The following is a 22,040-nucleotide window of genomic DNA, read 5'->3' on the forward strand; positions in this document are numbered from 1 at the left end:
GAGCGCAACGAGGTGGCGGCATGATCGACGGTTTCAGCGTGCACCCGGTCCGGGGCATCCCGGACGTGCAGCCCGGTGACGATCTGGCCAAGCTCATCGTCGGCGCGGCCCCGTGGCTCGCCGACGGGGACATCCTCGTCGTCACCAGCAAGATCGTGTCGAAGTCGGAGGGTTCGCTGGCCTCGGTGCCCGTCGGGGGGCCAGAGCGGGAGGCGGCGCGGGAGCAGGTGCTGCGGTCGCAGACCGCCCGGGCGGTGGCCACGCGGGGGCATACGCGGATCGTGCAGACGCATCACGGGTTCGTGATGGCGTCCGCCGGGATCGACAACTCCAACGTCGACCGGTCCCAGCTCGTGCTGCTACCGGTCGACCCGGACGCGTCCGCGCGGGCGCTGCGTGAGGCGCTGCGGGAGCGGTACGGGCTCGACGTGGCTGTGATCGTCAGCGACACCATGGGGCGGCCTTGGCGTAACGGGCTGACGGATGTCGCCCTGGGGTGTGCGGGGATCGAGCCGCTGCGGGACCACCGTGGGGAGACGGATCCGTACGGCAACGAGCTGCAGATCACGCAGATGGCGGTCGTGGACGAGTTGGCGGCGGCTGCGGAGCTCGTGAAGGGGAAGGTGGATCGGGTGCCGGTCGCGGTCGTACGCGGGCTGCTCACGTCCACGCGGGACAGCAGCGGGGTGGTACCGACGCTGGTGCGGGATGCGGAGCACGACCTGTTCTCGCTCGGTACCGCGGAGGCGCGGGAGCAAGGGCGGGCGGAGGCGCTCGGCCAGGGCTGATCCACAGGCGCTCGTTGAGTTATCCACAGGTCGGCCGGTAAGGGCTGTGCTCAGCGTGGTCAATCCGTTACCCTGCCCGCAGACGTGACTCCGGCGGGTGTGGATCGATCGGTACCGGAGACGTCCCCATTGCGCGCTTCTTTGGGGAGGGAAGCATGCCTGAACAACGTGTACCGGGGAGGCTAACCGTCGACCTCGCTGGTCTACGGGAGGTCCGTACCGACCTGCGCCGAGACACCGACGAAGCCCTACGCCCAGGCCTGACTACCGCACGGCGCCAGCTGGGTTATGGAGTTCGATTCTGCCTGGCCCTGGACTGCGCCGAGGGACGAGCCGCGCGGGCCTCAGTAGGTCAAGTACTGGCTCAGCATCGCGTAAATGCGGAGTACCAACTTCGGGTAGCCGAGGGCCTCGCCCTTGCGCTTGAACGGATCGTCGAAAACTACTCTGACGCAGACATGCGGGCCGCTGCACGCATCACTGAGGTTGAGTCCGAACTCAGTAGAGCGATCGCCCAGCTGGAGAAGGTCGAGCATGACAATCAGAGTCCGCCAACGTCACAGCGCGGGATGCTCCGATGAATACCGGGCCCACGGGAATGCTGCGTCAGGATGGCGGCTATACCGCGACGTCCCAGGACGCGTTGACGAGATGGCCCACTCAAGGTCGCACGAACTGGGTGGCAGTGGACCCTCCGCGCGTCTGGGACATGCTTCGCCACGAAGACGATGAACTCGGCTGGGAGCAAGTTAAAGGCCTTAGGGCGATGGCCAGCCTACTGATGGCACAAGCTGACAAGCTAACCCGGCAACGCGATTCGCTCGCCCAAATGTGGCCGGCCGATCAAAGCCAAGCAGCCGCGATGGCGCTCAGACGACTCGACATCTTGATCGCAAGCATGCGCCAGGACAGTGAGGACGCGATCCAGAACGCCTTGGCAATTGATGGCATCATGGCGGCCACTGCCAAGGCGAAGCGCGAGGTTCACAAGATCGTCCAGGCGTGGGAGTTGACAACCAACGAGGGCGGACCCGAGTGGTGGGACCGTGAGGCGACGCGGCTCAGCTACCTAACCGAGCAAACCATGGATGCCACTGAGCGCGCAATCCGCGAACACAGGTCACAAATAGTTAGCCCTACACCACAAACAGTCCAAACGTCCTCAGGCATAGGAACGCCCCCGCCCCCGCCCCCGCCCCCGCCCCCGCCCCCGCCAGCAGCGAACACCACCACTCTTGATCGCAACGTAGGCCCGCCACGTCCTCGCTCGTTAATCGTTCCGCCATCGGTTCCTGGTCGCCCACCGTTGATCGAGCCTCTGCCGTCGGATAATGGCCCAAATCTCGAAGGCTATACCCCACCAGTGCCCGCATTGCCTGGCCAACCAGTTTCCATGTTGCCCATTTCGCCCGGAAGCCCGTACGCACCTTATGGCGGCGCATACGTTTTACCCGGTCCTGGGATTGGAAAAAATGGCTATGTCGTGGCGCTTCCTCCCGCTGGCTCTGGTGCAGCGGCAACGGTGTACACGCCTCCTCGCACAAGTTCAGCAGCCATGCCAGGAATGATGCCAATGCCGATGGGACCGGCCCAGACACCCCGAAGCGGAGATGGACCTTACCGGCGTACTGCTAACACACGCTGGGAGATTGCACACGGAGTGTCACCCGTGATTCAGCCGGGCCATTCGACTGGAATGCCTGAGCCTTCCCCAGAGGAGACAGAAGAGACGTTCCGTCAGTGGTTCACTAAATCTGCCATGCCATGGCGACTAGACAGCAAGCCGACGACGCAAGCACCTACAGTCACCATCCGTCGAGGAGTTCCCCGGCCGTGAATCTCCGCATCCGCCTTGCACACCTCGCGGCAGTAGCGCTGGCGTCAGTGTTAATAAATCCACTACCTTCAGTCGCCTCTACCGACGACGTGTCCGATGGTCAGTGGTTTCATGAACTTCTCCGAACGGACGAAGCCCATAAAACCTCGGACGGGGCTGGCATCAAGGTCGCAGTCATCGATACAGGTGTCGATGCCACACACCCTGACTTAATCGGCTCAGTTCTCCCCGGTGCGGACTTCAGTCCTGAGGGACCGGGCGAGGGAATCGTGGACAAGGACGGGCACGGCACGGGCATGGCAAGCCTCATCGTCGGCCATGGACGAGTGGCTGGCATCGCCCCAGGGGCAAAGGTGGTCCCGATCCGACAGTCAGTTCACGGTCGCGGCGCCACAGCTGACATAGCTAGGTCAATTGAATGGGCCGTCGCACATGGCGACATCCACATAATCTCCATTTCGCTGGTCGATGGTTTCGATGATCCAGCAGTCAGAAAGGCCGTTAACGCAGCGCTTGACGCCGACATCATTGTCGTCGCGGGCGTCGGCAATGACCCCCAACAACCAGTTGGCTATCCAGCTGCCATTCCCGGAGTTGTGGCAGTCTCGGGAGTCGACAGAAACGGCCAGAACTCCAAAGCTTCAGCCATGGGTTCGGCTGTTGTCATCTCCGCACCCAGCGACGGCATCACAAGCGCTGGCTTGGGACACTTATGGCAGGCAGGTACCGGTACATCCGCAGCGACGGCGATTGTCGCTGGAGCCGCAACGCTAGTGAGGGCGGCCCACCCCGAACTTTCTGCCGCTGAGGTTGTTCATCGACTGACGGCTACAGCGACCGACAAGGGTCCACCGGGCCGAGATTCTGCTTATGGCCACGGCTTACTGAACCTCGTCGCCGCACTGACGGCCGACGTTGCGACCACCGGCCCCGACGCGCCGTCCTCAGCTGAACACGCGCCCACAACACCAAACCCAGTTAACCGCACAGCCTTGGCGATAATCGTGGGCACGGTAGCGGCGCTCGGGGCACTAGTCCTACTCATCCTTAGGTCACGACGGCGTCGGTGAGCGGCCAGCGAGCATCGCGTAGCCGAGGGGAGTGAGAGTGTGCAGAACCGTGTTCCGGTCGCGGAGGCTGTGCACCAACCCGGCCTCGCGCAGCACCGCCACGTGCTGGCTCGCCGCCGCCGGCGACACGTCGAGCCGCCGCGCAAGCTCCGTCGTCGTACTCCCATCAGCCAGCAACTCCACCACCGCCGCCCGCGTACGCCCCAGCAACGCCGCCAACGCCTCCTGACTGCGTACGACCGCCGCCCGCGCCTCGTGATGCACCGAGTACACCAGCACCGGCGGCAGCTCCGGGTCGAACAAACACACCGGCTTGCTGGGCGTCTTGAAGTACGACGGAACCAGCTGCAGCCCACGCCCTTCCAGGTAAACGTCCCGATTCGACGGATACTCCGAGATCTCCAGCACGCTGCCGTCGAACCGCACCGTCGGGTGCAGCGTGTTCAGCAGCCCTTCGGTACCCGATTCGAGCATCGTCCGGGCCCGCAGCCCCCGATCCGCGTCGACGGCGGTCCGCACCCGGTCCCACATCGGCGCGATGGCCGTCTCGTGATACCGGCTGATGGCCGTGCCAAGCTCGCCGAGCGCCCGGGTCGCTCCCCCGCCGACGTCATCGATGCTGCCGGACAGCGAGCCCTGCGCGTCGCCCAAGGCGTTGATCTCCTTGCGCAGCCGGTCCTTGGGCGTGGACAGCACGGCTTCGAGGCCGGGCGCGAAGCCGGCGGCGGCCTCGGGCGGGGTGAGGAAGTCGGGGAAGTACCCGACCGGCGGGTTCAGGGCGAGCAGCAGCCCGACCTGGTCGCGCAGTTCCCCGCCCGGCTTCAGGCCGGTGATCATGCGGTTTTTCCAGCCGCCCAGCAGCGGATCGGTGCCGCGGTACCGCAGCAGGTGGATGCTGAGCGCGAGTTCCCACATCGGGTCCGGCGTCGACGAGATCCGCGTTCGGACCAGGTCGGCGCTGGTGAAGTGGATACGCAGCATGGGCTCTCCGGGCTAGGGGTCGGCGCTGACTCTACCGGCCGAGATGACCTGGGTCTTTAAGTCACAACCGAAAGACGTAGACCCTTCGCCATTCGGTGGATGATCCTTGGCGCAGCCTGGGGAACCGAGGCGGCACCTCTGACGAGGAGCGAACTCGGCCGTACGGGGGCGTACGGGGCGATGCGGTAGCGGCTGGTCGGTTTGCCGGGGGGCAAGCCGATCGGCCGCTCCGTACGCGGGGCGAGGCTACGGAACCCCAGTTCAAAGCCACAGCGCGATGCGGTGATCCTCATCGGCCACATAGAGCGGAGCGCCCTCGCGTTCGCTGATGCCTTCGACGTGGTGCAGCGGTGCCAGGTCGGCGACCAGGGTCGGGGCGATCAGCGCCGGGCCGGTGCCGTCGGGCAGCCGGAAGCGCAGGTGCCGGCAGGTGGCGTCGCGGGCGTCGGGGTGCTGCTCCAGCAGGATGGAACCCTTGTCGAGGGCGTCGATGGAGCCGACGACGATGTCGTAGGCCCCGTCCTCGCGGGCCGAGAGGGCCCGTACGCCGAGCGGCCCCTGGGCGATGCCGGTGAGCGCGTACACCCCGGTCACGCCGAGGGTTTCCGCGCCGCTGAACAGGCCGGGCACACCGGAGAGCTCGACCAGGATCGGCTCGCCCGCCGCGGTGACCGGCCAGCGGAGGCCGGCCAGCAGCGTGCCGCGGGCGGTGAAGGCCGCGCCCTCGATGTTGACCGGGTGGTCGCCGGGGGCGAGCTGGCTGGTCCAGCGTTTGCCTTTGGCGTTGCCGCGACGAACGGCCTCGGTCACGAAGCCCGCGTGCACGACGTCCCGGACCGGCTCGGGGGCGGCCGGGTGCCCGGTGGCGGCCAGCGCGGCGAGCGCGTCGTTGACGGCGCGGTGCAGGGCGAACCGGTGTCTGATGATCTGGAGCTGCGGCCTGGCCGACTCGCGGAAGCGGGCGACGAAGGCCCGTTTGGGCTGGAGCGGGCCGGCCTTGGAGCCGAAGTGCGAGCCGAGCACGTACACCCAGCCGTCGAGGCGGGCCAGCGCCTCCGCGTCCTCGGTGCGTCCCTCGTGCTCGCCCGCCGTCGCTTTGACGTGCTCGGCCCGCCAGTCGCCGTCGTGCTGCTCCACGAGCAGCGCCAGGCATTCCTCGGCCGGGCCCTCGTCGAGGACGGTCCAGTAGGCCCGGCGGGCGCCGAGTTCGGCGAGAAGACCTTCGTCGTGTACGGGTAGCAGGTCGCTCGCCTCGTTGCCCGCCGCGGACAGCTCCACCAGTCGCATGGAGATCAGCGTAGGCAGTCGAGGCGAGCCGCGTCCCGGGTCAGATGCGGCTGTCGCCGCGCTCCTTGAGCTCGTCGACCAGCTTCTTGACGTCCTGGGCCCGGTCGCGCGGGCAGACCAGCACCGCGTCCGGGGTGTCGACCACGATCACGTCGCGCATGCCGAGCGCGGCGACGAGCCGGCCCGACTGCGGCACGACGACGGTGCCGGTGGAGTCGTGCAGGAGCACCTCGGGCTTGCCGCCGTCGAGGGTGGCGCTGTCGCCGACGATCACGTTGCCGGCGTCGTCGGCGGGCAGCACGTCACCGAGGGTGTGGAAGTCGCCGACGTCGTTCCAGCCGAAGTCGCCGGGCACGGTCGCGACGAGCCCGGCCGCGGCGGCGCCTTCCATGACCGCGTAGTCGACGGAGATCTTGGGCAGGGTCGGCCAGATCTCGCCGAGCACGCGGTCGCGGTCGGCGGTGTCCCACGCGGCCGCGATCCGGATCAGGCCGTCGTGCAGCTCGGGCTGCTGGCGGTGCAGCTCCTTGAGGAAGATGTCGACCCGCCAGACGAACATGCTGGCGTTCCACAGGTAGCGGCCGGAGCGCACGTACTCGGTCGCGACGTCCAGGGACGGCTTCTCCTTGAACTCGTCGACGGTGCGGATCGGGCCGTCGACGGTCTTGCCGCACTGGAGATAGCCGTACCCGGTCTCGGGGTGGGTGGGGGTGATGCCGACGGTCATCAGCAGGCCGCGGCGGGCGCCGGCCTCGGCGTCGCGCAGCACCTCGACGAACCGGGCCCCGTCGCGGACCAGGTGGTCGGCGGCGAACGAGCCCATCACGGCCTCGGGGTCGCGCTGGGCGATGACCGCGGCGGCCAGGCCGATGGCGGCGCAGGAGTCGCGCGGGCTGGGCTCGATGAGGATGTTGGAGTCGGGCAGATCGGGCAGCTGCCGCGCGATCCCGGGCGCGTGGGCGACCCCGGTCACGACGTACGTGTCGCCGAGCGCGGCCACCGGGGCGAGCCGGGCCACGGTCGCCTGGATGAGCGTCTCGGCGGTGCCCGTCAGGGGGTGCAGGAACTTCGGGTTCGTGGCGCGCGACAGCGGCCAGAGACGGGTTCCACTTCCACCTGCGGGAATGACGGCGTGCAGCATCCGCCCATTCTGCCTGACGAGTGTGAACGCGAGCTGCACCCCGCCCGCGACACCAGCCGCGTTCGCCTGCTAGTGGGCGGGGTGCGGGCAGCTCAGCGCGGGTGCCGCATCGAGCGCTGCCAGGCGGTGACGTGCGCGTCGGCGCTGGAGCTCCAGCTGAACTCCTTGGCCCGGGCCAGGCCCGCCGCGGCCAGCGCGGACCGGCGCGCCTCGTCGTCGAGCAGGCTGGCGAGGTCCTTGGCGATGTGGTCGGCGTCCTGGCCGGTGTAGGCGACGGCGTCGCCGCCGACCTCCGGCAACGACAGCCGGGGCGTGGTCAGCACCGGCGCTCCGCAGGCCATCGCCTCCAGGATCGGCAGACCGAAGCCCTCCCCGTGGCTCGGGTACGCGCACAGCACCGCGCCGCCGAGGAAGCCGGGCAGGTCGGCGTACCGCAGATAACCGGGGCGCAGCAGCCGCAGGTGTGCGGGCACCTCCGCGGCCACCCGGTCGATCTCGTCGTCGTGGCCCTGGCCGCCGGCCAGCACCAGGGCGGGCGGGTCGACCCGGTCGCGCACCGCCGCGATCCAGCCCCGGACCAGGTTCGGGACGTTCTTGCGGGGCTCCTTCGCGCCCAGGAACGCGATGTAACTCTGGTCGCCGAGGCCCAGCCGGGACCGCACCCGGGCTTTCTCCTCCTCGCCGGGCACGTGGAAGGCCGTGTGGTCGACGCCGTGGTAGGCCACGTCGATGCTGGTCGGGTCGGCGTCGAGCAGCCGGATCAGCTCGTCGCGGGTCGCCTTGCTGGGCACGATGACCCGCTCGGCGCGGCGCAGCGACGTCTTGATCGCGGAGCGGAAGAAGGTGCCGCGCGACTTCTCGTAGTGCTCCGGCTCGGTGAAGAAGGTCGCGTCGTGCACCGTCACCGTGACCGGGCAGCTGGCCCGCAGTGGGCAGGTGTAGAACGGCGAGTGCAGCACCTGCGCGCCGACCTGCTGGGCGAGCAGCGGCAGGCCGGTCTGCTCCCAGGCGAGCCGGGCCGGGCGGTGCGCCACCGCGGCGGGCGCGGCGACGACCTGCGCGTGCGGGAGGGTGCGGGCGTAGCGCTCCTGGTCGGTGCGCTGGGAGACCACGACCAGGTCGATGTCGGAATGGTCGGCGAGGGCGCCGAGCAGGCCGTCGAGGTACCTACCCACGCCGCCGCGGTCAGCGGGGACGCTGGTGGCGTCGACAAGCACCCGGGGAGAGCGAGCGATCGTCACGGTGAACACTCCTTGTGGGGGTGTGCAGCGCAGCCCAGCCGACCGCCGCTCTGCGGTTGTGAGACTGTGCGCTGTTTCACAGCAGTCACGCTTCAGACTACGCCCGACATGCCCCATGGCAAGGTCCACGACGCGGCAGTGTCGGTAGCCTGACCACGTGTCCACTATCGGTCAGCTTTTCGCCGCGACGGTCGCCGCCGATCCGGCAAAACCGCTTCTCACCTGGTACGACGACGCGACGGGCGAGCGCACCGAGCTCTCCGGCGCGACCCTGGCCAACTGGGTGGCCAAGACGGCGAACCTGCTCGTCGACGGGTGCGGCCTCGGCCCGGGCAGTGTCGCGTCGATCTCGCTGCCGCCGCACTGGCAGACCGCCTCGATCATGCTGGCCTGCTGGACGGCCGGGCTGGCCGTGTCGCACAGCGCGGACGTGCCGGCCGACGTCGCCTTCGTCGAGCCCGAGGCCGCACCAACCGCGCCCGACACGTACGCGGTGAGCCTTCACCCGTTCGCGCTACCGCTGCGCGGGCTCCCGCCGGGCGTGTCGGACTGGGTCAGCTCGGCCCGCGCCCACGGCGACTTCTACGGCGGCCCCGCCGCCGACCCCGGCGCGCCGTCGCTGGTCGGCCTGCCGGGCGGCGGCGGCTCGATCACGCACGCCGAGCTGGCTGAGCGCTCGCTGGCCCGCGCCAAGGAGCTGGAGATCGCCAAGGGCGACCGGGTGCTGATCGACATCGGGGCGCATCCGCGCCCCCTGGACTGGCTGACCGCCCCGATCGCCGCCGGGGCGTCACTGGTCCTGTCGTACCGCACCGCCCCCGGCATCCTCGACTCCCGCACCGCAACGGAGCACGCCCGCCTCATCCCCTGATCAGAGCGTGGTCGGCGTTAACAAGGGCACCTTCTACAACGCATAGCGTTGTGAAGGTGCCCTTGCTTTCAGCGGGACTTGGCGAGGTGTTCGAAGGCGAGGAGGGACTCGGGGTTGGCCAGCGCGCCCTTGGCGGCGGCGGACTCGACCGGGGTGCCGGTGAGGATGCGCTTGACCGGGACTTCGAGCTTCTTGCCGGACAGGGTGCGGGGCACGGCCGCGACCTGGTGGATCACGTCGGGGATGTGGCGGGGCGAGAGGGCGGTGCGCAGCTCGCGGGCGATCTTGGATTTGAGCGCGTCGTCGAGTTCGAGGCCGGGCTGGAGCACCACGAACAGGAGCAGCTCGCCCGCGCCGCCCTCGTCGTCCTCCAGGTGCACGACGACCGAGTCGGCGACCTCGCTCATGCCCTCGACGACCGAGTAGAACTCGGCGGTGCCGAGGCGTACGCCGCCGCGGTTCAGGGTCGCGTCGGAGCGGCCGGTGATCACGCACGTGCCGCGGTCGGTGACGGTGATCCAGTCGCCGTGCCGCCAGACGCCCGGGAACACGTCGAAGTAGGCCTCGCGGTAGCGGGAGCCGTCGTTGTCGCCCCAGAAGCCGACCGGCATGCTCGGCATAGGCGCGCTGATGACCAGCTCGCCGAGGGCGTTGTCGAGCGGCTTGCCGGTCGGGTCGTACGCCTCGACCTTCGCCCCGAGCGCACGGGCCGCGATCTCGCCGGAGTAGACCGGGTTGAGCGGGGTGCCGCCGACGAAGCCGGTGCACACGTCGGTGCCGCCGGACAGCGAGATCAGCAGCAGGTCGGGCTTGACGTTCTCGTACACCCAGACGTAGCCCTCGGGCGGCAGCGGCGCGCCCGTCGAGCCCAGCCCGCGCAGCTTCGACAGGTCCGCGATCTCCCGCGGCACGATGCCCTCCTTGCGGCAGGCCAGCAGGTATGGCGCGGAGGTGCCGAAGTAGGTCATGCCCGCCTGCTCGGCCAGGCGCCACAGCGCGCCCAGGTCGGGTGCGGCCGGGTTGCCGTCGAACAGCACGATCGCCGCGCCCACGGCCGGGCCGGAGACCAGGTAGTTCCACATCATCCAGCCGGTGGTGGAGAACCAGAAGTAGCGGTCGCCCGGCCCCAGGTCGTGGTGCAGGGCGAGCATCTTCAGGTGCTCCAGCAGGATGCCGCCGTGGCCGTGCACGATCGGCTTGGGCAGGCCGGTGGTGCCGGAGGAGTAGAGGACGTACAGCGGCTGGGCGAACGGGACGGGCGTGAACTCCAGCGGCTCGTCGGTGTCGGCGGCCAGCTCGCCGAGACCCACCACACCCTGGGTGTACGGCAGCAGCACGGTGTGCGCCAGCGACGGCAGCGCCGCCTGGATGGCCGCGACCTCGCCCTGCCGGTCGATGAGCTTCACGCCGTACTTGTAGCCGTCGACGGCGACCAGGACCTTCGGGGAGATCTGCTGCCAGCGGTCGGTGACGCTGCGGGTGCCGAACTCGGGCGCGCACGACGAGAAGATCGCGCCGAGGCTCGCCGTGGCCAGCATCAGCACCACGGTCTCCGGGATGTTCGGCAGGTACGCCGCCACCCGGTCGCCCTCGCCGACGCCGAGCCGGCGCAGCCCGGCCCGCGCCCGGCGGACCTGCTCGCGCAGCTGCGCGGCGGTGAGGATGACCGGTTCGCGGGTCTGCGAGTAGCCCAGCACGACCGGCTCGTCGTCGCCGATGCCGGGCATGCGCAGCACGTGCTCGGCGTAGTTCAGCGTCGCGCCGGGGAACCACTCCGCGCCCGGCATGGTGGCGTCGGGCAACACATCCGTCGGCTGGTCATGGGCGATGACGTCGAAGTAGTCCCAGATCGAGGACCAGAAACCGGCCAGGTCGGTGGTGCTCCAGCGCCAGAGTTCGTCGTACGTGCCGAAGGTCAGCCCGCGCTCGCGCTCCAGCCAGCCCAGGTAGTCGCCGATGCGGGAGTGCTGCCTGATGTCGGCCGGTGGGGTCCACAGCGCTTCGGTCATCATGATCCTCTCCCGCGATACCTCGTCGTGCCGCTAGTGGCCCGTCCCGGCGGCCCGCCTGGACGGCGGTCCCCCGAGGACTTCCCACCAGCGTCCGCTCCTGGCATCCTGCCGCATGGCACGACGGATCATTCTCCGACCTGGCACGCGGTGCCCGCGCTGGGTCGGGGCACATCGCGGCCCGGCCGGGAGTGGGCCGGGCCGACACCCCGTCAGGCGCCGTCGGCGCGGTGGCGGTCGATGGCCTGGCGGCGGGCGAGGCGGTGCTCGCGGCGGATCTCGGCCTCGTGCCAGCGGCGGACGTCGTCGGGGCTCTCCGGAACGACCTGCGGCACGTGCCGGGGGTTGCCGTCGGCGTCGACCCCGACGAACACCAGGTACGCCGTGGCGACGTTGACCGGCTCGCGGTCGGCCTCGTTCCAGCGTTCGGCGAACACCGTCACGCCGATCTCCAGCGAGGTCTTGCCGGTCCAGTTGACCTGCGCCTTGGCGTGCACCAGGTCGCCGACCTTGACCGGCACCATGAGCGTGATCTCGTCGATGGCGACGGTCACCGCGTTGAACCCGCAGTGCCGGGCCGCGGCGGCGCCCGCCGCGTCGTCCACGAACTTCATGATCACGCCACCGTGCACGGTGCCGTAGAGGTTGACGTCCTGGTTCGTCATGATGCGGCTCAGCGTGACCCGCGAGAACGCGGTCGGTCGGCCGGGCGGCGGAGTGTCGATCACGCCGTTCACCGTACGCCCCTCCTCCGAACGGTTGACGAACGGCAGGATTTCCGTAAGGTAGCGCCACATGCGTCATGTATGGAGCCTTCTCGCCGGAATTGTGATCACGCCCCTGGCCTGGTTCGCCGTCGCCTACGGACAGGCCGTCATGTTCGACGCCGCGCAGATCGGCGGCACCCGTCCGCTGTGGCTGGGGCTGGCGCTGTTCGCCGCCGTCGGCCTGCTGCTCGGCCTGATCGGAAGCCTGCGGGTGTCGCCCGCGGGACCGCTGTTCGTGGCCGTGGGCTACCTCGGCATGACCGGGTTGCTCATCGCGCGGCCCGAGACCGCCAAGCAGGCACTTCCCGACCTGGTGCAGGTCGGTGGCACCCTGGTCGTCCCGCTCAGCCCGGTGTCCACCGGCGTGCTGGGGCTGATCGGCGCGATGCTGCTGATCGCCGTGGCGAGCCTGCAGCGCTGGCGCGGCTGGCCGCGCCCGGACGCGGCGACCGAGCCGACCTGGCCGGAGATGCTCGCCCCGACCGCGGCCGACCGCGACGAGAACACGCTGGCAGACCGGGACACCTTCAACGGATTCGCGGACTTGCGGACCCCGGCAGCGATGAGCGGCGTCGATGCGCCATCCTGGAGCGCGCCAACCAAGGTCTGACCCCGGAGGCATGGATGCGCCACATTGGATCGTTTCTGCTCGCGCTCGTGTTCGCCCCAGCGATCTTTCTGCTGACCGGCACCGGGCTCAGCGCCTTCCAGACCATGTGGGTCAACGGCGGAGCGCCGTCCGCGGTCCTCGACGCCGCCGTCGCCGCGGGCGCCCTGCTGCTGGCGAGCGTCCTCTACGCGATCCTCACCATGGTGCGGCTGTCGCCGGTCGGCCCGTTCCTGGCCGGGCTGGGCATGCTGGGCATGAGCGTGTGGGCGGCGGGCTGGCAGCAGTCCTATGCCGCCACGTTCGCGATGCTCGACGTGCACATGGGCGGCGCGGTCGGCCAGTCCGGCCTGGGCCTGGTGCTGTCGGTGCCGCTGCTGGCCACGGTGGTCAGCCCGCGCCGCTGGCGCAAGCACGAGCGGCTTGCCGACGAGACCGTGGCACTGGCGGCGTACCCGCTGCAGCAGGGCCGCCCGGCCGTGCCCGCGGACCAGACCCGTGCCTTCACCAGCGTGCCCGGCGAGACCGGGTACACCGGCCTGCCGGACGTGCCGCCGCCGTCGCTGCACTACCCGCGCGCCACGCCGCAGGGCATCCCGACGGTGAACGTGCCGCCCGCACCTGCCGCACCGGTCACCGCGCCCGCGAAGGCGGCTCCGGCCAAGACTCCCAAGGCTCCTAAGGCCACGCCGCCCGCCGAGGCCCCGCCGCTGCCGCGCCGCACCCCCTCCGCCGAGTCGGCCGTCGCCGCCGCCGCGGCCACCCCGCCGACGCCCCCGGCTCAGGCCGTGACCCAGCCGACGCCGCCGGCCGCTCCTCCCGTTCCGCCGCAGCGTTCGGCCCCGTCGCAGGCGGCCACGCCGCCGGCCACGCAGACCCCGGCTCCGCCGCCGCTGCCGGAGGAGTCGACGGTCATGCTGACCCCGCCCGCCGACCAGCAGACCATCAAGCTGGAGAAGGACTGACAGATCCCGAACGGGCCCACGACCTGAGGTCGTGGGCCCGTTTTTTTGGGTCAGGCGGGCAGGGTCGCCAGCGCGCGGTAGATGCGCTTGTCGGAGACCGGGTACGGGGTGCCCAGGGACTGGGCGAAGTAGCTGACCCGCAGCTCCTCGATCATCCAGCGGACCTCGGCCAGGGTGTCCCAGCCGGGCGCGCCGGGCCGGATCGACGCCCGCGCGTCGGTGTACTCCTGCTGCACGTCCTCGAGCAGCAGCAGCCGCTCCCGGTCGCGCTGCGGGGACTCGGGCAGCTTGGCCAGCCGCTGCTCGATCGCGCGCAGGTAGCGCACCAGGTCGGGCAGTCGGCGCAGCCCGGTGGCGGCCACGAATCCGGGGTAGACCAGCCCGGTGAGCTGGGCCCGGATGTCGGCCACCGACCGCACCAGCAGCACATTGGTGATCGACTTGAGTTGCCGGTCGATGTCGTAGGACAGCGACAGGATCGGCTCCAGCTGCTGCAGGATGGCGTACATCGTGTCGGGCATGTCGGCCCGCGCCTTGCCGACCAGGGCGGCGAACGCGTCGGCGTCCCACGCCGGGCCGCCCGCCTCGATGATCACCTTGTCGACGGCGGTGGTGACGACGTCCTCCAGCAGCTTCGCGACGCTGCCGTGCGGGTTGCGGCTCAGCGCCAGCTTCGCCTGGTTGGACAACCGTCCCTGGAGCGACTTGAGCGGCGGCGGGGCACCGAGCAGCACCAGCCGCCGGGTGCCGCGCCACATCGCGGTCCACTGCTCGCCGGGGCTGTCGAACACGCCGACGCCCACGCTGTCGCCCTCGTCGACCAGCGCCGGGTAGCCCTTGACCGCGTAGCCGCCGCGCTGCCGTTCCACGATCTTCGCCAGCGGCCCGATGGTCCAGGCCCGCAGGCCGTGCTGCTCCATGTCGTCGGCCGCCGCGGCGACCGCGGCCTGCGCCTTGTCCCGCAGCCTGCGCTTGAGTTCGGCCAGGTCCTTGCCTTCGGCGAGCGTCTTGCCCTGCTCGTCCTCGACCCGGAAGGTCATCCGCAGGTGGTCGGGTATCTTGTCCGGCTCCCAGGCCTCGCGGGCGACCACGACGCCGGTCATCGCGCGCAACTGCCGTTCCAGCAGGGCGAGCAGCGGCTGCCCGTCGGGCTTCTGCCCGGCGAGCGCCTCCTTGACGTAGTCGGGCACGGGCACGAAGTTGCGCCGGATCGCCTTGGGCAGCGAGCGCACCAGCGCGACGGCCAACTCCTCGCGTACGCCGGGGATCTGCCAGTCGAACCCGGCCGGGGTGATCTGGTTGAGCAGCGGCAGCGGGATGTGCACGGTCACGCCGTCGGCGTTCGCGCCGGGCTCGAACTGGTAGGTCAGCGGCAGCTCGAACTCGCCCTGCCGCCACACGTCGGGGTAGTCGTCCTCGTCGACGCCGCCCGCGGCCTCGTTGACCAGCATCGACTTCTCGAAGCTGAGCAGGTCGGGGGTCTGGTGCCGGGCTTTCTTCCACCAGCTGTCGAAGTGGCGGCCGGAGACGACGTCGGCGGGCAGCCGCTCGTCGTAGAAGTCGAACAGGGTGCCGTCGTCGACCAGGATGTCGCGTCGGCGTACCCGGTGCTCCAGTTCCTCCACCTCGGCGAGCAGGTCGCGGTTGGCGTGGAAGAACTCGTGGTGGGTCTCCCAGTCGCCGTCGACCAGGGCGTGCCGGATGAACAGCTCCCGGGACAGCGCCGGGTCGATGCGCCCGAAGTTGACTTTGCGCTTGGCGACGACGGGGATGCCGTAGAGCGTCACCTTCTCGTACGCCAGCACCGCGGCCTGCTTCTTCTCCCAGTGCGGCTCGCTGTACTGCCGCTTGACCAGGTGCTCGGCCAGGCTCTCGGCCCACTCGGGCTCGATCTTCGCGGCGATGCGGCCCCACAGCCGCGACGTCTCGACCAGCTCGGCGGCCATGACCCACTTGGGCGACTTCTTGAACAGCGACGAGCCCGGGAACAGCGAGAACCGCGCGTTGCGGGCGCCGATGAAGTCGCGCTTCTCCGGGTCGTGCATGCCGATGTGCGACAGCAGGCCGGACAGCAGCGACTGGTGCAGGCGCTGCGCGTCGGCGGGCACCGTGTTGAGCGTGAAGCCCATGCCCTTGACCACCTGGCGCAGCTGCGACTCCAGGTCCTGCCACTCGCGGATGCGCAGGTAGTGCAGGAAGTCGGTCTTGCACGTGCGCCGGAACTGGTTCGAGGACAGCTCCTGCTGCTGCTCTTTGATCCAGTTCCAGAGGTTGAGGAACGCGACGAAGTCGCTGTCCTTGTCGGCGAACCGGGCGTGCTTCTCCCCCGCGGCCTGCTGCTTGTCGGCGGGGCGCTCGCGCGGGTCCTGGATGGACAGCGCCGCCGTGATGATCAGCACCTCGCGTAGGCAGCCGTTGCGGTCGGCTTCGAGGACCATGCGGCCCAGGCGCGGGTCGACCGGCAGCTGCGCCAGCTTGCGGCCGAGCGGGGTGAGCTTGCCGGGCTCGCCGCGCACCGGGGCCTCCAGCGCGCCCAGCTCGTGCAGCAGGTCCAGGCCGTCGGCGATGTTGCGGCGGTCCGGCGGGTCGATGAACGGGAACGCGGCGATGTCGCCCAGCCCCAGTGAGATCATCTGCAGGATGACCGAGGCCAGGTTGGTACGCAGGATCTCCGGCTCGGTGAACTCCGGCCGCCCGATGAAGTCCGCCTCGTCGTACAGGCGGATCGCGATGCCGTCCGAGGTGCGCCCGCAACGGCCCTTGCGCTGGTTGGCCGAGGCCTGCGAGACCGCCTCGATGGGCAGCCGCTGCACCTTGAGCCGGTTGCTGTAGCGGGAGATGCGGGCCGTGCCCGGGTCGACCACGTACTTGATGCCCGGCACGGTCAGCGACGTCTCGGCGACGTTCGTGGCGAGCACGATGCGCCGCCCGGTGTGCGGCTGGAAGACCTTGTGCTGCTCGGCGGTGGACAGCCGGGCGTACAGCGGCAGGATCTCGGTGTGCCGCAGGTTGCGCTTGCGCAGCATGTCGGCGGTGTCGCGGATCTCCCGCTCGCCGCTGAGGAACACCAGCACGTCGCCCGGGGCCTCGCCGGCCAGCTCGTCGACGGCGTCGGAGATGGCCTGGATCTGGTCGCGCTCGTCGTCGTTGTCGTCCTCGTCGCCCTCGACGACGAGCGGGCGGTAGCGCACCTCGACCGGGTACGTGCGGCCGGACACCTCGACGATCGGGGCGGGCTTCGGCTCGCCGCCGACGACCGCGGTCGAGAAGTGGGCCGCGAAGCGCTCCGGGTCGATGGTCGCCGAGGTGATGATCACCTTGAGGTCGGGGCGCTTCGGGAGCAGCTGCTTGAGGTAGCCGAGGATGAAGTCGATGTTGAGGCTGCGCTCGTGCGCCTCATCGATGATCAGCGTGTCGTACATCGCGAGCGAGCGGTCGTGCTGGATCTCGGCCAGCAGGATGCCGTCGGTCATCAACTTGACCATCGTCTGGTCGCCGACGTGGTCGGTGAACCGGACCTTCCAGCCGACGACGCCGCCCAGCGGGGTCTGCAGCTCCTCGGCGATGCGCTCGGCGACCGTACGGGCGGCCAGCCGGCGCGGCTGGGTATGGCCGATCAGCCCGCGTACGCCGCGGCCCAGTTCGAGGCAGATCTTCGGGATCTGGGTGGTCTTGCCGGAGCCCGTCTCACCCGCGACGATCACGACCTGGTGATCGCGGATCGCGTCGGCGATGTCGTCGCGCTTCTGGCTGACCGGCAGCTCGTCGGGGTAGGTGACCGCGGGCACCCCGGCGGCCCGCAGGGCGAGCTTCTCCTCGGCGGCGACGACGGCCGAGGTGATCTGCGCCATAGCGGCGTCGAGGGCGTCGCCCGGCTTCATCCGGCGTACGCCGTCGAGGCGCCGGCCGAGCCTGCGGCGATCCTGCGCCATCAGCTCGTCGACGCGTTTGCGCAGCTCGGTGAGCTGGCTGGGGTTACGGGGCGGCCTGTTGCGGAGCGGCGCGGACTCGGACTGCGATGTCATGACGGGCCCCAGGATATGCCGCCGACCTCCCCTGCCGACCAGCGGTTTTCACGCCGGGCTCCCCGCCACCCTCGATGATCATCCGACTTGCCAGGCACCCGGGCGTATCTTGACCGCGCTTTCGCATGGGTGCCGGGCAAATCCGACGATCTTGCGGGCGTGGCCGGCGTCCCCGCCGCGGGCGCCGGCCACGAGGTGCGCTACTTCAGGACCGGGTTCAGCGCGTTGATGAGCGCGTTGTCGTCGGAGTCCTGGCTGAGCTCCCACGCCATCGCGCCGCGCAGGCCGAGCAGCTTGATCAGCGCGGTGCGCTCGGCGAGCGACTTCGGGTCGGTGTACACGATCGTGGTCGGCGCGGTGACGGTGCCGGTGGCGAGCACGTGGTCCGCCGCCGGGTTCCACAGGTACGGCTCCCCGGCGAAGGGGTTCCACTTGCGGGTCCAGCCGTTGCCCGCGGTGCCCGAGGGGCTCAGGATGCCCGACACGTCGACCAGGTCGTGGTACGACGGCTGCGGCTTGGAGTCCCAGACAAGCGAGTCGGGGTTCATGCCGGTGTTGTCGAACGCCTGGTAGAGCCCGTCGGCGTTGCGGATGTACTGCACGCCGTAGAAGGGCACGCCGACGACGATCTTGCTGGCGGGCACCCCCTGGGCGAGGTAGTAGCCCACCGTGCCGACGGTGTTCCAGGTCCAGTCGTCGGCGTTCGGGTCGCGCGGGTCCCGGGTGAACAGCGTGCTCGGGCCCGCCACGGAGCCGCCGGGCACGTTGTAGTCGTAGGTCATGATGTTGACCCAGTCCATGTACTTCGAGAACTCGCGCAGCTCGTAGTACTTGGTGGAGCTCTTGGCCGCGGGCAGCGCCGCGGTCAGCAGGTAGTGCTTGCCGTCGGCCTTGCCCTGCAGGTCGAGCTGGCGGCGGAACTCCTTGGCCAGCAGCGTCGCGTTGTGCCGGTCCTCCGGGCCGTAGTCGACGTTGCTGTCGGCCTTGGCCGTCGGGTACTCCCAGTCCAGGTCGATGCCGTCGAAGATGCCCTTCGCGACGCCGATGCCGCCCGCGTCCTCGGGCCAGCCGCCGGTCGGCAGGTTGCCCTTGATGAACGTGTCGATGCAGGCCGTCACGAACGCCTGGCGGCGCTCGGGGGTCTTCGCGACGCTGGAGAACCAGGTCGACTTCGTCCAGCCGCCCAGCGAGATCTCGATCTTCAGGTGCGGGTTGGCGGCCTTGAGCTTGCGCAGCTGGTTGAAGTTGCCGTAGACGTTCTGGCCGGGGTAGGTGTCGGCGACACCGTCCACGGTGTTCTCCGGACCCCAGTAGACCTGCTGGTAGTCGGCCCACGGGTCGAGCACGTCGCAGCCCACGGCCCCGGTGGCCTGGTTGAACGTCGGCACGCCGAAGGCGTACTGGATGACGTTCAGCTTGTCGGCGGGGATGTCCTTGACGAAGTAACCCCGTCCGTAGACGGACCAGTTGGTGAAGTAGGCGGAGATCACCTTCTTCGGCGCGTCCGGCTTGGGGGCGCCACCGGCGGAGGCCGGCGCGGCCAGGAAGCCGGCGCCCAGGGCCAGGGCGACCGCCCCGGCGATGCCCGGGCGGAGCAGAGTTCTGAGCATATGCACTCCCATCGTTCGTCCATGCGAACTTTCACGCGGGAGCGCGTTTCAGTCAAGAGACCTAACAGTTAGATTTCCTAAGCATCACAGGAGATCCGGCGTCCCATGAGCGTCCTCGATGGACCTACCTGCATCGATCAGCCGCGGGATCGGGTGCCGGTCGCCTCCGCGGACACCGCCGCCCGGCGAGGGCGCACCGGCTCGTCCCGAGGATCGGGCTCCTCCGGCTCCGGCGAATGGCGGGCCCGGTTCTCGACCGCGACGAGCGAGTCCTCGCCGACGAAGTACGACGGCCGGGCCTGGACGCCCTGGTAGATCCGGCCCACGTACTCCCCCAGCAGGCCGAGGCAGATGAGCTGGCAGGCGCCGAGGAACAGCACCACCAGGGAAAGGGAGGTCCAGCCGGGCACGACGGTGCCCTGGAAGTACGCCACGAGCACCTTCGCCGCGGCGACGACGCAGGCCAGCGCGCCGAACACGCCCAGCCAGATGCCCAGCCGCAGCGGGGCCGCGGTGAAGCTGATGATGCTGTCGACGGTCAGATTGATCATCTTGCCGAGCGGGTACTTGCTGCTCCCCGCCGCCCGCTTCTCCCTGGTGTAGACCACCTGCCCGCTGGGGAAACCCAGCCACGGCACCAGCAGGCGGTAGACCGGGGCCTGCTCGGGCAGCTCGCGCAGCGCGTCCACCATGGCACGGCTGAGCAGCCGGAAGTCACCCGCGCCCAGCGGCATCCGGTTGCCGACGATGCGGCGCATCAGCCGGTAGTAGAGGTTCGCCGTGCCGCGCTTGAACAGGGTGTCGCTGGCCCGGTCGCCGCGCACGCCGTAGACGATGTCCAGCTCCTGCGACTGCGCGAGGTGCAGCATCTCGGTGATGGTCTCGGGCGGGTCCTGCAGGTCGGCGTCGATGGTGACCACGTAGTCGCCGCGCGAGCGGTGCAGGCCCGCGGTGAGCGCGGCCTGGTGCCCGCTGTTGCGGCGCAGCCGGACCAGCCGCAGCTCAGGCCACTTCGCCCGGATCAGGGTCACGATGGCGGCGGTGGCGTCGCGGCTGCCGTCATCGACGGCCACGACTTCGTAGGCTTGGCCCAGCCCGTCGAGCACGGGCCGCAACCGGCTCACGAGCAGGGGCAGGACCGCCTCCTCGTTGTACATCGGGATGACGACGGACAGTCTCGGCACGGCCATGGGAGAACGATAACCACCGAAGTGCCGAACGCCCGAGACCCCGCAGGAACGATCTCAGATGGAGAAATCGGGATTGTTCCTGATCACCGAGAAGGTCGCGCCCTGCGGGTCCTTGAGGATGGCGAACCGCCCGGCGGCCGAGTCCTCGGGCGGCATCACCTTGGTCGCGCCGAGTTCCAGGGCTTTGGCGTACGCAGCGTCGCAGTCGTCGACGGCGAAGTACACCGACCAGTGCGACGGCATCGGGCCCCACGCGGCGTCGATCGGCAGCGCCCCGGCCACCGGCCGCCCCTCGGCCTCCAGCAGCGTGTACGTCATGCCCTCGGCCATCGACACGTCGCGCATGCCCACCCCGAAGACCTCCCGGTAGAACACCTTGGCGGCGTCGACGTCGGAGGTCATCAGCTCGTTCCAGGTGACGCTGCCCGGCTCGTCGGCCAGCTCGAACCCGGCGAACGTCAGCGGCTGCCACACGGAGAAGAAGGCGCCCTCGGGGTCGGTGAAGACCGCCATCCGCCCCTGGCCCATCACGTCCATCGGCGGCACGACGACGGTGCCGCCGTGCTCGGCGACCTTCGCCATGATGTCGTCGGCGTCGTTCGCGGCGAAGTAGGTGGTCCACGCGCTGCCCCGGGCCACGTCGGTGGCGGGGCCCAGCCCGGCGACCAGCTTGCCGTCCTTGCGGAACATCCGGTAGCCGCCGGCGTCGGGGCCGAGGTCCTCGTCGGTCCAGCCGAACAGGCGCCCGTAGAAGGCCACCGAGCCGTCGACGTCGGTGCTGCCCAGGTCGACCCAGCTCGGGGTGCCCTGCTCATACTCTGCCGCCATGCCGACATCCTTACTCCGCGCGCGGAGGCAGACCCGGGCATCGCCGAAATTCCGCCCGAAGGAGCGGCGGCGGACTTCGGCAACCGGCAGCCCGCCCGCGGTCGCTCCTGAAAGACTGACCAAGGCGTGCCGCGTAGCCATAGAGGCGGCATATCTGCTGGTCACAAGCCTGTGCCCGCTTCCGCCGGCGCGGCCGGAACGAGAGGAACCTCGATGCCCACCAAGTCGCCCGCCAAGTCCGCGACGCGCGGCAGCCAGCCCATGCTGCATCAGAAGGGCACGCAGATCCAGGAGTTCGGCACCGTACGCCAGCTCCCGGTGGGCCTGTCCCACGACGCCCGGATGTACTCGTGCGAGCGGCTCAACCAGTGCCTCGCCGACTCGCAGATCCTCTACAGCCTCTACAAGAAGCACCACTGGCTGATGCGCGGCCCGACGTTCTACCAGCTGCACCTGCTGCTCGACAAGCACGCGGGCGAGCAGCTGGAACTCATCGACACCATCGCCGAGCGGGTGCAGACCCTGGGCGGCGTGGCGATCGGCGACCCGCGCCACGTCGCGGAGATCACCGTCATCCCGCGCCCGCCGGACGGCGTCGAGGAGGTGCCCGCGATGATCTCCCGCCTGCTGGAGGCGCACGAGGCCATCCTGGTCGCCGCGCACGACGCCGCCAAACGCGCCGACGAGATGGGCGACGACGGCACCAACGACCTGCTCGTCTCCGACGTCATCCGCACCGGCGAACTGCAGGCCTGGTTCCTCGCCGAGCACCTGGTGGACACCCCGCTCGTCGAGTCCTGACCGAGCCCCCGGCCCGCCCGCC

16 protein-coding genes and 1 pseudogene are annotated in these 22,040 nt (G+C 69.8%); 6 read left to right on the top strand and 11 right to left on the bottom strand.

All coding sequences use genetic code 11. From position 1 onward, the window contains the following. Positions 1-20 precede the first annotated feature (20 nt). Positions 21-752 (top strand): annotated as a pseudogene (locus tag AB0B35_RS03440) (coenzyme F420-0:L-glutamate ligase); the annotation flags it as partial. A 380-nt stretch (positions 753-1,132) separates the two neighbouring features. Here AB0B35_RS03440 and AB0B35_RS03445 read toward each other — a convergent pair. Continuing rightward, the gene (locus AB0B35_RS03445; protein ID WP_361040132.1) at positions 1,133-1,324 is read right to left on the bottom strand and encodes a hypothetical protein; all 192 of its coding nucleotides are present in this window, start codon (positions 1,322-1,324) and stop codon (positions 1,133-1,135) included. 1,297 nt (positions 1,325-2,621) lie between these two features. Between AB0B35_RS03445 and AB0B35_RS03450 the strand changes: the two genes are divergently transcribed. Continuing rightward, entirely contained in the window at positions 2,622-3,695 is a 1,074-nt protein-coding gene (locus AB0B35_RS03450; RefSeq protein WP_361040135.1) for a S8 family serine peptidase, read from the top strand. On the opposite strand, the gene AB0B35_RS03455 is transcribed toward AB0B35_RS03450, so the two are convergent. From AB0B35_RS03455 to AB0B35_RS03470, 4 genes are all read right to left on the bottom strand, one after another. Then, positions 3,678-4,676, bottom strand: a complete 999-nt coding sequence (locus AB0B35_RS03455; protein ID WP_361040138.1) for a winged helix-turn-helix domain-containing protein — start codon at positions 4,674-4,676, stop codon at positions 3,678-3,680. The two genes, AB0B35_RS03450 and AB0B35_RS03455, sit on opposite strands and share 18 nt — an antisense overlap. A 261-nt stretch (positions 4,677-4,937) precedes the next feature. Further along, positions 4,938-5,969 (bottom strand): hypothetical protein, encoded by a 1,032-nt coding sequence (locus AB0B35_RS03460; RefSeq protein ID WP_360522925.1) that lies wholly within the window; start codon positions 5,967-5,969, stop codon positions 4,938-4,940. A 34-nt stretch (positions 5,970-6,003) separates the two neighbouring features. Further along, positions 6,004-7,104 carry a mannose-1-phosphate guanylyltransferase gene (locus AB0B35_RS03465; RefSeq protein WP_361040139.1) on the bottom strand — a complete coding sequence of 367 codons (1,101 nt, stop codon included), beginning with the start codon at positions 7,102-7,104 and terminating at the stop codon, positions 6,004-6,006. Between the two features lie 92 nt (positions 7,105-7,196). After that, complete coding sequence (locus AB0B35_RS03470) at positions 7,197-8,345, bottom strand: glycosyltransferase family 1 protein (protein ID WP_361040141.1); 1,149 nt, start codon at positions 8,343-8,345, stop codon at positions 7,197-7,199. A 157-nt stretch (positions 8,346-8,502) separates the two neighbouring features. Here AB0B35_RS03470 and AB0B35_RS03475 point away from each other — a divergent pair, with 157 nt between their 5' ends. Next, positions 8,503-9,216, top strand: a complete 714-nt coding sequence (locus AB0B35_RS03475) for a TIGR03089 family protein (RefSeq protein WP_361040144.1) — start codon at positions 8,503-8,505, stop codon at positions 9,214-9,216. Positions 9,217-9,284: 68 nt separating this feature from the next. On the opposite strand, the gene AB0B35_RS03480 is transcribed toward AB0B35_RS03475, so the two are convergent. Both AB0B35_RS03480 and AB0B35_RS03485 read right to left on the bottom strand, forming a co-directional pair. Next, the gene (locus tag AB0B35_RS03480; protein ID WP_361040146.1) at positions 9,285-11,225 is read right to left on the bottom strand and encodes an acetoacetate--CoA ligase; all 1,941 of its coding nucleotides are present in this window, start codon (positions 11,223-11,225) and stop codon (positions 9,285-9,287) included. Between the two features lie 212 nt (positions 11,226-11,437). After that, positions 11,438-11,890 (bottom strand): hotdog domain-containing protein, encoded by a 453-nt coding sequence (locus AB0B35_RS03485; RefSeq protein ID WP_360522919.1) that lies wholly within the window; start codon positions 11,888-11,890, stop codon positions 11,438-11,440. 130 nt (positions 11,891-12,020) lie between these two features. Here AB0B35_RS03485 and AB0B35_RS03490 point away from each other — a divergent pair, with 130 nt between their 5' ends. Together AB0B35_RS03490 and AB0B35_RS03495 are read left to right on the top strand one after the other, a co-directional pair. After that, positions 12,021-12,602 carry a hypothetical protein gene (locus AB0B35_RS03490; protein WP_361040149.1) on the top strand — a complete coding sequence of 194 codons (582 nt, stop codon included), beginning with the start codon at positions 12,021-12,023 and terminating at the stop codon, positions 12,600-12,602. A gap of 14 nt (positions 12,603-12,616) precedes the next feature. Continuing rightward, entirely contained in the window at positions 12,617-13,564 is a 948-nt protein-coding gene (locus AB0B35_RS03495; RefSeq protein WP_361040151.1) for a hypothetical protein, read from the top strand. A gap of 50 nt (positions 13,565-13,614) precedes the next feature. Here the strand turns inward: AB0B35_RS03495 and hrpA are convergent, their stop codons facing one another. From hrpA to AB0B35_RS03515, 4 genes are all read right to left on the bottom strand, one after another. Next, complete coding sequence (gene hrpA / locus AB0B35_RS03500) at positions 13,615-17,589, bottom strand: ATP-dependent RNA helicase HrpA (protein WP_361040154.1); 3,975 nt, start codon at positions 17,587-17,589, stop codon at positions 13,615-13,617. Positions 17,590-17,789: 200 nt separating this feature from the next. Continuing rightward, entirely contained in the window at positions 17,790-19,199 is a 1,410-nt protein-coding gene (locus AB0B35_RS03505; RefSeq protein WP_361040157.1) for a glycoside hydrolase family 18 protein, read from the bottom strand. A 137-nt stretch (positions 19,200-19,336) separates the two neighbouring features. Then, a complete protein-coding gene (locus AB0B35_RS03510; protein WP_361040159.1) occupies positions 19,337-20,389 on the bottom strand; it encodes a glycosyltransferase family 2 protein in 1,053 nt (350 codons plus the stop codon). Between the two features lie 54 nt (positions 20,390-20,443). Then, complete coding sequence (locus AB0B35_RS03515) at positions 20,444-21,217, bottom strand: VOC family protein (protein WP_361040161.1); 774 nt, start codon at positions 21,215-21,217, stop codon at positions 20,444-20,446. A 213-nt stretch (positions 21,218-21,430) separates the two neighbouring features. Between AB0B35_RS03515 and AB0B35_RS03520 the strand changes: the two genes are divergently transcribed. Beyond that, positions 21,431-22,018: a DNA starvation/stationary phase protection protein gene (locus AB0B35_RS03520; protein ID WP_361040164.1), complete on the top strand. Its 588-nt coding sequence runs from the start codon at positions 21,431-21,433 to the stop codon at positions 22,016-22,018. The last annotated feature ends 22 nt before the right edge of the window (positions 22,019-22,040 follow it).

It is taken from the genome of Catellatospora sp. NPDC049133, from assembly GCF_040648455.1.
Taxonomy (GTDB): Bacteria; Actinomycetota; Actinomycetes; order Mycobacteriales; family Micromonosporaceae; genus Catellatospora; species Catellatospora aurea.

Excerpts from the sequence above, each read along its gene's own strand:
- AB0B35_RS03520 (WP_361040164.1), top strand. The coding sequence starts at position 21,431 with ATGCCCACCAAGTCGCCCGCCAAGTCCGCGACGCGCGGCAGCCAGCCC.
- AB0B35_RS03490 (WP_361040149.1), top strand. The coding sequence starts at position 12,021 with ATGCGTCATGTATGGAGCCTTCTCGCCGGAATTGTGATCACGCCCCTG.
- AB0B35_RS03455 (WP_361040138.1), bottom strand. The coding sequence starts at position 4,676 with ATGCTGCGTATCCACTTCACCAGCGCCGACCTGGTCCGAACGCGGATC.
- hrpA (WP_361040154.1), bottom strand. The coding sequence starts at position 17,589 with ATGACATCGCAGTCCGAGTCCGCGCCGCTCCGCAACAGGCCGCCCCGT.
- AB0B35_RS03445 (WP_361040132.1), bottom strand. The coding sequence starts at position 1,324 with ATGCTCGACCTTCTCCAGCTGGGCGATCGCTCTACTGAGTTCGGACTC.
- AB0B35_RS03510 (WP_361040159.1), bottom strand. The coding sequence starts at position 20,389 with ATGGCCGTGCCGAGACTGTCCGTCGTCATCCCGATGTACAACGAGGAG.
- AB0B35_RS03480 (WP_361040146.1), bottom strand. The coding sequence starts at position 11,225 with ATGACCGAAGCGCTGTGGACCCCACCGGCCGACATCAGGCAGCACTCC.
- AB0B35_RS03465 (WP_361040139.1), bottom strand. The coding sequence starts at position 7,104 with ATGCTGCACGCCGTCATTCCCGCAGGTGGAAGTGGAACCCGTCTCTGG.
- AB0B35_RS03505 (WP_361040157.1), bottom strand. The coding sequence starts at position 19,199 with ATGCTCAGAACTCTGCTCCGCCCGGGCATCGCCGGGGCGGTCGCCCTG.
- AB0B35_RS03495 (WP_361040151.1), top strand. The coding sequence starts at position 12,617 with ATGCGCCACATTGGATCGTTTCTGCTCGCGCTCGTGTTCGCCCCAGCG.
- AB0B35_RS03515 (WP_361040161.1), bottom strand. The coding sequence starts at position 21,217 with ATGGCGGCAGAGTATGAGCAGGGCACCCCGAGCTGGGTCGACCTGGGC.
- AB0B35_RS03485 (WP_360522919.1), bottom strand. The coding sequence starts at position 11,890 with ATGACGAACCAGGACGTCAACCTCTACGGCACCGTGCACGGTGGCGTG.